Source organism: Paenibacillus sp. Root52 (assembly GCF_001426865.1).
Classification (GTDB): Bacteria; Bacillota; Bacilli; order Paenibacillales; family Paenibacillaceae; genus Paenibacillus.
This window is the reverse complement of sequence record NZ_LMFO01000006.1, coordinates 73,670-87,146: the sequence shown is the minus strand read 5'-3', so window position 1 is coordinate 87,146 and position 13,477 is coordinate 73,670. Positions and strand designations below refer to the sequence as shown.

Annotated in this window: 8 protein-coding genes; 7 read left to right on the top strand and 1 reads right to left on the bottom strand. The window is 46.7% G+C overall.

The annotated features are described in order from the left end of the window. The first annotated feature begins 19 nt into the window (after positions 1-19). From ASD24_RS08875 to ASD24_RS08860, 4 genes are all read left to right on the top strand, one after another. Positions 20-1,387, top strand: coding sequence for an ABC transporter permease (locus ASD24_RS08875; RefSeq protein ID WP_056694571.1), 1,368 nt, complete (start codon positions 20-22; stop codon positions 1,385-1,387). 63 nt (positions 1,388-1,450) lie between these two features. Further along, a complete protein-coding gene (locus tag ASD24_RS08870) occupies positions 1,451-2,527 on the top strand; it encodes an efflux RND transporter periplasmic adaptor subunit (RefSeq protein ID WP_056694569.1) in 1,077 nt (358 codons plus the stop codon). An 816-nt stretch (positions 2,528-3,343) separates the two neighbouring features. Next, on the top strand, positions 3,344-5,791 hold the full coding sequence (locus ASD24_RS08865) for a glycoside hydrolase family 6 protein (protein ID WP_056694568.1): 2,448 nt from the start codon (positions 3,344-3,346) through the stop codon (positions 5,789-5,791). Between the two features lie 449 nt (positions 5,792-6,240). After that, positions 6,241-8,577, top strand: coding sequence for a rhamnogalacturonan lyase (locus tag ASD24_RS08860; RefSeq protein ID WP_056694717.1), 2,337 nt, complete (start codon positions 6,241-6,243; stop codon positions 8,575-8,577). A gap of 387 nt (positions 8,578-8,964) precedes the next feature. Here the strand turns inward: ASD24_RS08860 and ASD24_RS08855 are convergent, their stop codons facing one another. Beyond that, entirely contained in the window at positions 8,965-9,609 is a 645-nt protein-coding gene (locus ASD24_RS08855) for a histidine phosphatase family protein (protein WP_056694566.1), read from the bottom strand. 454 nt (positions 9,610-10,063) lie between these two features. Here ASD24_RS08855 and ASD24_RS08850 point away from each other — a divergent pair, with 454 nt between their 5' ends. The 3 genes from ASD24_RS08850 to ASD24_RS08840 all read left to right on the top strand — a co-directional run bounded on the left by ASD24_RS08850 (position 10,064) and on the right by ASD24_RS08840 (position 13,477). Further along, the gene (locus ASD24_RS08850) at positions 10,064-11,077 is read left to right on the top strand and encodes an AraC family transcriptional regulator (RefSeq protein ID WP_056694714.1); all 1,014 of its coding nucleotides are present in this window, start codon (positions 10,064-10,066) and stop codon (positions 11,075-11,077) included. 184 nt (positions 11,078-11,261) lie between these two features. Beyond that, positions 11,262-12,767 (top strand): alpha-glucosidase/alpha-galactosidase, encoded by a 1,506-nt coding sequence (locus tag ASD24_RS08845; protein ID WP_056694564.1) that lies wholly within the window; start codon positions 11,262-11,264, stop codon positions 12,765-12,767. A 350-nt stretch (positions 12,768-13,117) separates the two neighbouring features. Continuing rightward, positions 13,118-13,477, top strand: coding sequence for a PadR family transcriptional regulator (locus ASD24_RS08840; protein ID WP_056694562.1), 360 nt, complete (start codon positions 13,118-13,120; stop codon positions 13,475-13,477).

Here is a 13,477-nt window from a genome sequence, read left to right as displayed (position 1 = left end):
GAGGTAGAGGAGAGAAATTGTGAGATTACTGGATGTATTACGTATGGCCTGGGGACAGATCATTCGTAGGAAAATGGTAACGCTGCTCTGCATGATCGGATTGTCCATTGGCTCGGCGGCAATGATTATCGCCCTTAGTGTAGGGCAATCGGTACAGACCTTTAGCGAGCAAACGTTAAATGCCAATTATAAGATGGATGAGATTACGATTTCTCCTAATGAAGGTATTCGTACCGGTAGCGGTAGTGGAGGGCAGAAGTCCAATTTTGAACGGGGAGCTCTGACCTTAGAGAAGATTGAGATTATTCAAAGACTTCCCCATGTGGTTGCTGTTGCACCGATGTTGAAGCTGGACACATTAGAAATGGTTCTGCCAGACGGACGCAGCACTTATGTTGAGGTCATTGGAACGGAGCTTGAAGCACTGGGAGGATTCGGATACAGCTATTCGCAAGGACGCGGGGCGGAGGATGGACGAATTGCGGTGACGAGTTATGGGGCTGCGTTTGGACTGGTTGATCCCAAGGTAACTCAGAAGTTAATCGAACAATTGAATGCCGATCCATACAATAACGATCTCTTGCAGCAGTATATGGAGATGTCATCTAAGCAAGATCAACTGGTACAGCAGCGAGTTCAGTTTCGCTATGAAGACTATACGAATCCAGGCAAAACCAAACTGAGCGGCTCTGTGACTGTATCTGGAGAATTGACGAAGCCTTCTAATATGGATGATTTTACTGCCCAAAATGATAAAAAAGTATATTTGCCACTGGATACAGTTCGTGCATTGCAGGATGAGCTAGGCATACAACAGACAGATCTTTCGGCTGCAAAGCGTCTTAACTCAGCTCTAGTCAAGGTAGAGAATAAACGCTATGTCTCTCAGGTTGAGGAACAGATCAAAAAACTGACATTAAATACACAGAGTAATCTGTTTCAAGAGGAAGCGATGTCGAGTCAGTTAGCGATGTATCAAAAGGCTGCTATGGGCATTGGTGGATTTATTATGCTGTTGGCTTCCCTATCCATTATTGTAGCCATGATCATGTCTACGCATCAGCGGCGCAAACAGATCGGTGTCATGAAGGTGCTCGGTGCGAATCTATGGCAGATTCGCCAGATGTTTATTACTGAAGCAGCGATGCTTGGACTGATGGGCGGTGTTGCTGGTGTCGGTATTGCCTTTGCTGCCCTGGATGGAGTGAATAGTCTGTTGGCAAGCCAGATGGCAGATCAACAGAACGGGCCAATGACGGTCATTATCGAGCAGTCTGCTCTGCCGCTAGGCATCGTTTTTGCTGTGCTGGTTGGGGTTGTTTCCGGTATCTATCCAGCCATTAGTGCATCCCGCACCAATGCACTGAACGTTATCAAATCGATGTAATACACAGCTTGTATAAGGAGAGAGAACTCCCCAAACTTTATCAGCGAAAGGGAATATGGGCACATGAAGAAATGGATTAAAATCATCATCACAATCGTACTATTAGCAGGCGTTGGCTACTGGTTATATGAGAAGTACAAGCCTAAGCCGGAGTTGCCGGTAGAGATTCCACCGCCAATTACATTTGACGTGACACAGGAAACGATGACGCAGACCATCCAGGTGAAGGGAAAATCGGTGTACACCGATCAGACAGATGTATTCGCTCCGTATGCTTCAAGCATTAAACAATGGCATGTGAAAAATGGAGATCAGGTCAAGAAGGGAGATATTCTGTTCACGTTAGATACTACAGCGCAACAAACAGAAGTTCAGCAACTGGAAAGCGATCTGGAGAAAGCTCGGCTAGATTATGAAATCAATCAGGTTAGCGTTGAGCAAGCGGGGATGACGGAAACGCTTGGTGTAACCGAGGAAGAACGCAAGAAGGCTTTTGTTGAACGGGAGGGCAAACGCCTGACAAGTGAGTTGAGTCAAAAAGCATTAGTTCTCAAGGAGCAGGAGATACAGAAGAAGAAAGATGTGATGAGTAAAGCCGTTGTCTATGCTCCCGCGTCTGGGATATTCCAGATGAATGACGAGGACAGCAAAACGCGTGCAGTGACAGAGGGTCAAGTGATCGGGTCCATTACGAACACGAGCAAGCTGAAATTTATGACGATCGTTGGAGAAGAAGAGATGTTCAGGCTCAAGGTAGGTATGCCCGTTCAGGTACGAATGACCGCACAGAAAGATCTCGAATTTACGGGTAAGGTAAGCAAAGTGTCCAAATTTGCACGCAAGAGTACGGATACAGATCTGAAACAAGCTTCCCAATTCGATGTGGTGATTGACCTGAAGCCAGACGCAAAAATGTTTGGAGGGGTAAGTCTTGAGGGGGATATTGAGACAACGCGCAAAGACAAAGCCACGGTTGTATCCAGCATAGCCGTTATGCGTGATCAGACGGAGCCTTATGTGTTACTCGACAAAGGAAATGGACAGACCGAGCCACTGACGATTAAAGCCGGGATGGAGTCAGGTGACAAAACAGAGGTGCTCAGCGGTCTAAAACCGGGAGATGTTGTAGTCATCCCTTAGGAAGGTTGCTTGCTATTAGACAGAGGAGTGTTCTAATGAGAGGTTCATTGTGGCAAAATAGGCTATGATGAGCCTTTTATGGGCTCTGGGAAAGGGATTCTCGAATTCCTGCCAAATTTATGGAAAAAAATATAAATAATTTTAGTTAATTCAATTTACAGTAATATTTACATGTCGTATAATCGATCTATAAGGAGGTGAACATGCGATGGGAGGTTGAGGTTTGCAGGCGATGAGCCTTTTTTATAACCTTAATAAGTAAGCGCTTACTAAAATGAAGTAGGCACGTTCGTTCGTCTGTTCGTCACACCATTTCATCTTCGTTACGTCTATACACACAATCAACATCACCCACATGATTACCACATGGTTCGACCCCACACATCCTTAGTTACCCACAATTCCAGTCATTCCGACCTACGACAAACTCGATTGTTTATGGTTCTGTTTTTGGTATGCTCTTCGTTCCTTGGCTATTGTCTTGGTTGTTCTTCAACATGAATGAATCCCGCATGGAGGTGTTATTTCAGCTCATCCGAATGTTCTCTACGTGCTATGCATCATGCTAACACAGAGGATCAGAAAATGAGTATAAACCAAATTTGAACAGGTTCAACTAAATTTTTTACACGCTAATGGAGAGGACAGAAATAACGTGAAGAAGCGAAGTGGTCGCCTTTATCACCGGATTTTCCCTTTAGAAAAGGGAATCAAAAAATCTGGGGATAACAGCGATCGGAAGGTTATTCTGTCATCGAAATGGTCAGTGTAAAACTTCTTTAGTTGAACAAATCTAACTAAAGGAAAGGTGGAACTATGAAGACTAAATTGAAAGCTAAATCGAGAGGTAAGAACGCGCTGCGCAAAGGTGTAAAACAAATGCTGGCAGCTACGTTGCTTGCGGCGGGCATATTCCCTGGGATGTCTTCGGGTATAGCTCAGGCGGCAGAGGCACGTGTGGACAACCCGTTTGTTGGAGCGACGGCTTATCTGAATCAGGATTATTCCGCTCTCGTGGATACGTCCATTGCCCTCACCAATGATACATCGCTAAAAGCGAAGATGGAAACTGTCAAATCATATCCAACGGCTGTCTGGATCGACCGCATTGCTGCCATCTATGGCGGTACGGATAATGCGGGACGCAAAAGCATCGAGCAGCATCTGGATGCAGTCCTCGCTCAGAAGCAACCTGGCGTACCTATAACGGCATCTTTTGTTATCTATAACCTACCAGGTCGGGATTGTCATGCCCTTGCATCTAACGGAGAACTTCCCCTAACACAGGCTGCACTACAGACATATAAGACGGATTACATTGATGTTATTGCAGATATTTTCGCAGATCCGAAATATCAGGATATTCGTATTGTTGCGATCATTGAACCGGATAGTCTGCCGAACCTTGTAACGAACCTGAGTACACCAGCCTGTGCTCAAGCGAGCTCAACAGGTATCTATGAAGATGGCATCAAATATGCGCTGGACAAGCTGCATGCCGTTCCAAACGTATACAATTATCTGGATATCGGACACTCCGGCTGGCTTGGGTGGGATACCAATCGTGCACCTGCCATCGCTCTTTACACTAGTGTAGTACAAGATACAGCAGCAGGTCTGCAAAGTGCTGATGGTTTCATCACGAATACAGCTAATACGACTCCTCTGCATGAACCAAATCTGCCTAATCCGGATCTGAACATTGGTGGACAACCGATTCGATCCTCCAGTTTCTATGAATGGAACCCGTACTTTGATGAGACGGATTTCACTGCAGCGCTCTATTCTGGATTCGTTCAAGCGGGATGGCCGACCAGCACAGGCTTCCTCATTGATACCAGCCGTAACGGATGGGGCGGGGTGAACCGTCCAACATCGGCTACAGGCAGTAACATCAACGACTACGTGAATTCTGGACGGATCGATCGTCGTGATCACCGAGGCAATTGGTGTAATAACAGTGGCGCAGGCATAGGGGAAGCACCTAAAGCTGCTCCAGGTCCGGCACATCTGGATGCCTATGTATGGGTGAAACCTCCAGGTGAATCGGATGGCTCCAGTTCCGAAATTCCGAATAATGAAGGCAAAGGCTTCGACCGGATGTGTGATCCTACCTTCATCACGCGGGATGGCGTATTAACAGGTGCATTACCTAACGCTCCAGTCTCCGGTCACTGGTTCCATGATCAATTCGTAACTTTGGTAAAAAATTCATTCCCTGTTCTGCCTGCAAGTAATGGCGGGGGCAACCCTCCAGGAGGTGGCGACACAGCTCCGGCAGCGCCATCCGCATTGACTGCTTCTGCGGGTAATGCTCAGGTGTCATTGACTTGGACAGCTTCTGCTGGTGCAACGAGTTATAGTGTGAAGCGTGCGTTAAGTGCTTCTGGACCGTTCACTACCATTGCAGCAAATGTAAGTGGAACGTCATTCAACAATACTGGACTGATTAACGGTACAACGTATTATTATGTTGTGACCGCCAAGAATGCTGTAGGTGAAAGTGTTAATTCTACGACAGCTACAGCTACTCCGGTAGCGGGTGTGACAACGCCTGCAGCGCCGACAGCATTAACCGCAACGGCAGGCAACGCACAAGTTAACCTGACGTGGACGGCATCGGCAGGAGCGACAAGCTACAATGTGAAACGCGCAACAAGTGCAGCAGGTCCATTCACCACCATTGCAGCCAATGTGAGCGGAACTTCATTCGCGAACACAGGGCTGACAAATGGGACAACCTATCATTATGTGGTAACGGCTGTGAATACAGCAGGTGAAAGTGTTAACTCTGCTGCGGCTTCCGCTACACCTCAGAGTGTAGTTGTGCCAACGAGTGATCTCGTATTGCAATATCGTGCAGGGGATACGAATGCAACAGACAGTCAGATCAAGCCATATTTTAATATCAAAAATGTGGGTACAACCGCTGTGGACTTGAGCGATCTGAAGATCCGTTATTACTTCTCAAAAGAGGGCACAGCCGCGATGGATTCCGCGATTGACTGGGCACAGATCGGTGCATCCAACATTCAACGCACCTTCACGGATTCCTATGTGGAGCTCAGCTTCACATCAGGAGCTGGAAGCATCCAGCCTGGCGGACAATCCGGAGAGATTCAACTTCGGATGTATAAGACGGATTGGTCGAGCTTTGACGAGTCTAACGATTATTCCTTTGATCCAACCAAAACATCGTATCAGGACTGGAGCAAGGTAACGCTCTATCAAGGTGGAAACCTGGTATGGGGAATCGAGCCTTAAGAGATTGTTGAAAAAAGAAAATCCATCGTTATGAACACGCACTGGAACAGCTGTCTTAATCAGAGTAACCGCAATTCTCCGAATGTTGGAGGATTGCGGTTTTCTCTATGTCATATTGGAACGGTCAATACATATGTCCAACTCATTGGTAACAAACACTGAATATTGATCATTTTCAACGGATAATTACCTATGGTGGAAACGGGAGGATGTCTATAATAGTACCCGATGGCAGGATCTTACTGCTCCTGACTGATGAGATCGAAGGGGGACAGTACTGAATTAAGTCAGATAAGGGCTAGGTTGATCCGATTTATTGTAAGCGCAATCATTTCTTTGGCGTCACTATTCTGTCTTAAGGAGAGTGAAGGTAGATGAACTCAGAAACAACAACGCAGGTGCAACAGAGAGCAGCTTCTCGGCAATATGGTAATCGTAAAAAAACGGGGATGCCACTCGCAGCAAAGGTGCTCTCTTCTGCACTTAGTGTAGCATTGCTCTTTGCAGGAACGGCCGGAATCGGTGGGGCAACCGCCGCTGCAAACGGAGCAGGTTCAGCAGAGGTAGGTCTGCAATCCAGTAAGGGAGGCGGGCATGTGAAAGACATTCAACTGGAATACTTGGATCGCGGTCTCGTGGCAGCATCGACTTCGGAAGGTGTTTTTCTCAGTTGGCGTTTGCTTGGAGATGAAGCTACTGGTTACAGTGACCAAGGACTGACAGGCACTAATTTCAACGTATACCGGGACGGGAAGAAAATCGCTACAGTCAAGGACAGCACCAACTATGTAGATAAATCGGGCAAAGCTTCCTCTCGTTATGAAGTTGCCGCAGTTAATGCGAAAGGCAAGGAGAGCAAGCGCAGTTCATCGGTCAAACCTTGGGCTAACGGTTATGTTGATCTACCTTTGCAAAAACCAGCCGATGGGGTTACTCCTGCTGGAGAAAAGTACACGTATTCGGCTAATGATATGAGCGTTGGCGATGTAGACGGGGACGGGCAGTATGAGTTCTTTGTGAAATGGGATCCTTCCAACTCCAAGGACGTATCCCAAAAAGGCTATACAGGTAATACTTACGTAGATTGTTACACGCTCGATGGACAGTTGTTGTACCGAATCGACCTCGGGGTTAACATCCGTTCAGGTGCCCATTATACACAGATGCTGGTTTATGATTTTGATGGGGATGGCAAGGCTGAATTGATGTTCAAGACGGCGCCGGGTACCAAAATCGTGAAGTATAACAAAAAAGGAAAAGTAACGTCCGAGAAATATATTACGTTACCGAAAGAAGATCGCAAAGCAGGATACTCCCATGAGGATGACTACCGCATGAGTGCAACGGACTACTACAACCATGTTGTAGATATGTTCAAGAACTGGCACAAGCACGAAGAAGTGGTCAAAGGCAACTGGCCTGCTACGCTGGAAGAAGCATTTGGTATAGAGAAGAAGTATAACTATCCGCTGTCTGAAGCCGATGCGAAGAGTCTAGCTGACTACTTCATCGATGTGTATGCACCGAGCCGCAGTGACCGCAATGAGCTGCGCAAATTCGAAGGATTCGTGGTGGATGGACCTGAGTATGTAACGGTATTCGAAGGGAAGTCAGGCAAAGAGCTGGAAACGATCCCTTATGAACCGGAACGTCACGATGATGGTCTGATGTGGGGAGATTATGCGATGAACCGCATCGAACCGGCAAACCGCGTAGACCGCTTCCTGGCAGGTGTGGCGTATCTGGATGGGAAGAAGCCATCCGCGATCTTCGCGCGTGGGTATTATACCCGCACCACGATGGTTGCTTATAACTGGGATGGCAAGAAGCTCAAACGTGAGTGGAAGGTAGATAGTGGATGGACGCCAATGAAAAATCCATTCAATGATGGACCTCATGGCGTAGATGGCACAGATCCAACGTATGGTGAGATTACAACACAAGGTGCACACTATTTCAGTGTGGCTGATGTAGATGGGGATGGCAAACAAGAGATTGTATACGGCTCTGTTACGATAGATCATGACGGTAGCGTGCTGTATAACTCGAAGGATGTCATGCCTGCTGAAAGTGCAGCGCCAGGAACAATAGCACGATTGGGACACGGCGATGCTCTGCATGTAGCAGATATTGACCCGGATCGTCCAGGACTTGAGATCTTCATGGTGCATGAAGGTGGGCCATGGGCTCCGTATGGATACTCTCTGCGTGATGCGAAGACTGGCGAAGTGATCTATGGTGGTTACACTGGTAAAGACACAGGACGCGGAATGATTGGAGATGTTGATCCAACACGCCGTGGACTGGAGACGTGGGCAGTGGGATTGTGGACAGCCCAAGGTGAGAAAATAAGTGATACAGCACCAGGTACGAATATGAACATTCGCTGGGCTGGAGATATGACGACACAGATCGTGGATGGCGCTATCGATGTCACGCCTACCATTAAAGATTGGAAGCGCGGTACGTTGCTAACCGCAACAGGAACGTTGACCAATAACTACACCAAGGGTACACCTGGTTTAGTGGCAGATATTTTCGGGGATTGGCGAGAAGAGATGCTGGTGAGAACCGCAGACAGCTCTGCAATCCGTATCTATCTCAGCACCGAAGAGACGGATCGGAAGCTGTACACGCTCATGCATGATCCAATGTATCGCGTAGGTATTGCTGGACAGAACAGCGGATACAATCAGCCTTCCTATCCATCCTTCTATATGGCTTCGGATATAGACTGGTCGAAAGTGCCACTGCCTAAATTCCATACGGGTAAGGGCGGTAAGTAAGCTGAACCACAAGTAAATCCGGATTGAAGTATGTGTATGCGGAATGAATGATAGTAAACACCTATGAAGTTAATGAAAAAAGCTAAAGTTGAGGCTAATGGAAAAGCTAAAGTTGAAGGTTAATGTTAAAAGCTAACCAGTGACCGATGAAGTTTAGACGGGCAGATTATGCTCTGCATCAGTTATTAGTTAGGCACGTTAGCTCCTTTCATTTGGTGGAAGCAACTTTGGAGAAAGCTCTGACAGACCCTGTGGTTAAACACATGGGGCAGTCAGAGCTTTTTTCGTATGATCAGGTTCGTATGATTAGGTGAGACAGCCATTACAGGAGGTTGTTTTACATGGAGAAAGTGACTTGGATACAACAATGAATGACATGGTTGCTGTTCAATTCTTCTGCTCTTGCTTGTGAACAACATCGGAATGTAAATGCTGCACAGAGGCGAGATCCTTAAGGACAACCTGTCCCTGCTCATATGCGAGTGTAGTGATGGAGCATTCGGGGATGAGTGTATGTTGTACAGCAACGAAATCAGGAACCCATGCGTGAAGCTCTTGCGTGGACAGGGTGTGAACGAGGAAATCCGTAATTAACCCGCCATGGGTGACAAGGATATAATGGTCAGTCGTAGTCTGCTCAGGTTCAGACAGTGCTAGCTCAGATAGAAAGTTGGCTAAACGATCCCCAGCCTGCCTGGCTGAATCGCCTACTGGTGGGATATAATCCGGTTCACGCGTACAACGATTCCACATCTCGACGAATTGTTCGAAGGTCTGGTCAGGGTCATCTCCCCAATTGGCACGCTCACGGAGTCGTTGATCTTTCTCTACAGGAATTGCAGTAGCAAGACTGATGTAATTAGCCGTATCCATTGCTCTTCGAAGAGGGCTGGAGAAGATGCGGGCATTCGGCATGTGTTTGAAATATTCCGCGGTCTGTTCAGCTTGCACTATCCCTTTCACCGTAAGCCCGACATCTCCTATATGCTGTTCCTTGATTCCATGTCTAACAAGATAAATCATCATGCTCATGATCATAGACCTCCTAGATAATATAAATATGGAGTTACTTTTTCTCATTGAAGAGTAGTTTTTTCATCTATCTAATTAGATTATCATCTAATTTAATAATATTATATCAGTTTTTTAATTAAGCTACATAGATTGAACTAGACATTTACACTTTAACGGAGAGGACAGAAAAAAACTGAAAAAGCGGAGCGTTTGCCTGAAAGATTTCTGAAAGAAAGCTACATCGGAAGCACAAGCTATCCCCGGATTTTCCCCTTTGGAAAAGGGAATCCGAAAAATCTGGGGATAACAGCGATTGGAAGGTTGTTCTGTCATCGGAGTGGACTGTATAAATATTTGTAGTTCAATCTATATAGGTAGTTTAATTTACGCAAGGGCTATTGATACAATAGGGGAAGTGAGGATTACTGCAGCGAGGAAGGTGTGCAGAATGGAACAAGAGCAAGACGAACCTATGACAGGCAGTTTGTTTCAAGAGCAATTACGAAGCAAGAACTGTGAACCTCGTTTCTATGCCTATTATTACAAGCAGTGGAATAACTACCGGATGAACTATCATGACCACGCCTCTACGGAAATTATGTATATTATCTCGGGAATGTGCCGTGTGGATGTGCAGATGCCAGATGGAAGCGAGGAGCAGACCTTGTTGAAAAAAGGGCAGTTCATCCTGATCGATGCCGGTGTCCCGCACCGCTTGATAGTTGAGGATGGTGCTGCTTGCCGCATGCTGAATGTTGAATTTGGCTTTGCCATCTCTGCATCGTCGGCATTGGGTCAATCCTCTATTCGCCAATTGGCGCTGGAAGAAGAAGAGGTGCAGCAATTCCTTCAACATGCTTGTGCCTATCTGGTACTGCCTGACCCCGAAGAGGTGTACTACATTATGAAAAGCCTCGTATTAGAGCTGGATCAGCGCGGATTATCAGAGCAAGGGCGAAGCTTCCAGCCGATGAGGGTGATCCCTCAGGAAGAACGGTGGGAACACCGAGAGGCACGAAATCTAAAAGCGCTGGATCAAGGCATACTGGTGCGAACCCTGTTTATTCAACTGTTGATTCGCGTTGCGCGTCTGCGTGGGGAGATGAGTCGGAGTGCCTCGGATCAGACGGAGCTGTATGTGAAACGAACGGTAGAATTCATGCATCAGAACATGGATCGTAACATTCAGATGAAGGACATTGCTGCGGCTGTGAATTTACATCCAGGGTATCTGCACCGGATTTTCCGTCAGCACACGCAGCGAACACCAACGGACTATCTGACGATGCTTCGGATGGAGAAGGCTAAGATGCTGCTGCAACAGACGGATATCCCTATTTCCGAAATTTCCGATTATGTCGGAGTAGGAAGCAGGCAGTATTTTCACATGTTATTCAAAAAGTATACGTCACTTACTCCTGTAGCCTTTCGTTCTTCCAAAGACCGTCATGTCAGTCACTATCCAATACATCCAATGGAAGAATAAAGGGATATGCAGAGCTTGCAGCCAACCTTCAAAGGTTAGGATTTTTGACAACCTCAACCTGAACAAGTCATGATTTTGATAACGCTTCCTTCACCGCCGTTGATACAATGATTTCACGAAGTACATCCACTGAGATGAGATCATGACCGAAGCTCAAGATTCGGATCACGGGGAGGAATTAGATATGTCTTTTAAAGTGGCATTTATCGGTGCGGGAAGTATTGGGTTTACACGGGGGCTGTTGCGCGATCTGTTAACTGTTCCAGAGTTCCACGATATTGAGATCGCATTCTGTGATATTAATCAGCATAACCTGGACATGGTTACAGAGTTATGTCAGCGGGACATTCGTGAGAATGGACTGAATATTACAATCCAGCCAACGACAGATCGCAGAGAAGCACTCAAGGATGCAAAGTATGTGCTCTGCACCATTCGTGTAGGTGGACTGGAGGCTTTTGCAACCGATGTGGATATCCCGCTCAAATATGGTGTTGACCAATGTGTAGGCGATACGCTCTGTGCGGGTGGCATCATGTATGGGCAACGTGGGATCGCCGAGATGCTGGACATATGTAAGGATATTCGTGAGCACAGTGCACCAGATGTATTGCTCTTGAACTACTCCAACCCGATGGCGATGTTAACTTGGGCATGTAATAAGTATGGCGGCGTGCGTACGATTGGATTGTGTCATGGTGTGCAGCACGGGCATCATCAGATTGCCGAAGCATTTGGATTGCAAAAGAGTGAAGTCGATATCATCTGTGCAGGGATTAATCATCAGACTTGGTACATTCAGGCATCGCATGAGGGGCGGGATCTAACGGGCGATCTGCTTGAAGCCTTCGAGAAGCATCCAGAGTTTAGCCGTACGGAGAAAGTTCGAATTGATATGTTACGCCGGTTTGGCTACTATAGCACGGAATCGAATGGTCATCTTAGCGAGTATGTGCCTTGGTATCGCAAGCGTCCTGAAGAGATCACAGACTGGATTGATCTAGGTAACTGGATTAATGGTGAGACGGGCGGATACTTGCGTGTATGTACAGAGGGAAGAAATTGGTTTGAGACGGATTTCCCGAACTGGATGAAGGATGAACCGATGCGGTTTGTTCCAGAGAAACGTGGGGAGGAACATGGTTCCTATATTATTGAAGGACTTGAGACAGGGCGTGTGTATCGTGGACACTTTAACACCGTGAATAATGGAGTCATTTCCAACTTGCCGGATGATGCGATAATTGAAGCTCCGGGGTATGTGGATCGCAATGGGATTTCAATGCCGCATGTAGGTGATCTTCCACTCGGGCCAGCAGCTGTATGTAATGTGAGCATTTCGGTGCAGCGGCTTGCCGTTGAGGCGGCTGTGCATGGAGATGACACGTTGCTCCGCCAAGCCTTCATGATGGATCCGCTCGTTGGTGCGGTATGTAATCCGAAGGAAATCTGGCAAATGGTTGATGAGATGCTGGTTGCTCAGGCACAATGGCTACCGCAGTATGGAGAAGCGATTGCTGCCGCTGAAGCGAGACTGGCTGCGGGTAATCTCATTCCAACGAAGGAATATGAAGGTGCTGCGCGTCTTAAGGTGAAGACGGTGGAAGAAATGCAGCAGGATCGGGATGCGGCGAACAAAAATGCAGGTGAGTCCGACAAAGGGAAAGATCGTGAGAAAGTACAACAATAGTTTGGTACTATCAGGGGTGACGGCATCTCAGCGTCGAATATGGGATTTAGCTGAAATAAGGGGAGGCTTACGAAGTTTGTTTCCTTCGGAGACCATGTAATTGCTCACGTAGGTTTGCCTACGCTTCGCTACTCCAATTCTAGCTTCATCCCATCTTCGTGGTAGTGAGAACCACCATTTTTGAATAAATACTTCTAGTTTTCAATAGTGATGTGCTCCAGTTCTCGTGCTGGTGTGTATCACTATTTTTTTTATTTTCAATGTTTGTTATGATAGACATATTACCTTTACAGACATAGTAATATGTCTTATAGTATACCCAGGTTAAGGAAAGTCGGTGAGTCGGTCAGATGCAAGAGCAAACCATTAATAGTGATTTGATTCGAGGAAATATTGATCCCATGATTCTGAGTGTTCTTCTGGCGACAGATCATTATGGGTACGGCATTATTAAGGAAATTTACCGCAAGAGTGGAGAACGGTTCGAATTGAAAGAACCAACGCTCTATTCTAGCTTGAAGCGGTTGGAGTCGAATGGATATGTAGAATCGTACTGGGGAGAACAGACGCAGGGCGGGAGACGCAAATATTACCGAATTACTTCAGAGGGCCGGATAGCCTACGAGAGACAGCTTCAGGACTGGCAAGCAGCCAAGACGTTGATTGATAGCATGATCATTATATCTAGAGCAGAGGGAGATGAAGGATAG

What these genes read in the sequence shown, in the direction of transcription:
- ASD24_RS08870 (WP_056694569.1), top strand. Translation starts at nt 1,451, where the DNA reads ATGAAGAAATGGATTAAAATCATCATCACAATCGTACTATTAGCAGGC.
- ASD24_RS08850 (WP_056694714.1), top strand. Translation starts at nt 10,064, where the DNA reads ATGACAGGCAGTTTGTTTCAAGAGCAATTACGAAGCAAGAACTGTGAA.
- ASD24_RS08855 (WP_056694566.1), bottom strand. Translation starts at nt 9,609, where the DNA reads ATGAGCATGATGATTTATCTTGTTAGACATGGAATCAAGGAACAGCAT.
- ASD24_RS08865 (WP_056694568.1), top strand. Translation starts at nt 3,344, where the DNA reads ATGAAGACTAAATTGAAAGCTAAATCGAGAGGTAAGAACGCGCTGCGC.
- ASD24_RS08845 (WP_056694564.1), top strand. Translation starts at nt 11,262, where the DNA reads ATGTCTTTTAAAGTGGCATTTATCGGTGCGGGAAGTATTGGGTTTACA.
- ASD24_RS08860 (WP_056694717.1), top strand. Translation starts at nt 6,241, where the DNA reads ATGCCACTCGCAGCAAAGGTGCTCTCTTCTGCACTTAGTGTAGCATTG.
- ASD24_RS08840 (WP_056694562.1), top strand. Translation starts at nt 13,118, where the DNA reads ATGCAAGAGCAAACCATTAATAGTGATTTGATTCGAGGAAATATTGAT.